At 41.6% G+C, this 221-nt stretch carries 1 protein-coding gene; it reads left to right on the top strand.

The window, feature by feature from the left end; genetic code table 11:
* The first annotated feature begins 14 nt into the window (after positions 1-14).
* Positions 15-155, top strand: coding sequence for a helix-turn-helix domain-containing protein (locus MFF40_RS29150; protein WP_001492491.1), 141 nt, complete (start codon positions 15-17; stop codon positions 153-155).
* The last annotated feature ends 66 nt before the right edge of the window (positions 156-221 follow it).

Genomic DNA, 221 nt, shown 5'->3' with positions numbered 1-221 from the left:
GCATTGCGAATCAAATGACAACGGAAGATATTCTGGAGAAACTGAAAATATCGCTAAAAACGTTCTACTGCCATAAACACAATATCATGATGATCCTCAATCTTAAGCGGATCAATGAGCTGGTACGCCATCAGCATATTGATTATCTGGTGTGAATTTCAGGCTTACGGTGAGTCTGGCTACGCTGCCACACAGATTAGCTAATTGAAACGCCTTTCACC

Origin of the sequence: Methylobacterium mesophilicum, assembly GCF_022179445.1 — a bacterium.
GTDB classification, from domain to species: Bacteria; Pseudomonadota; Alphaproteobacteria; order Rhizobiales; family Beijerinckiaceae; genus Methylobacterium; species Methylobacterium mesophilicum.
Note: the sequence above shows the minus strand (reverse complement) of the source record. Positions and strands in the feature narration are given on the sequence as shown.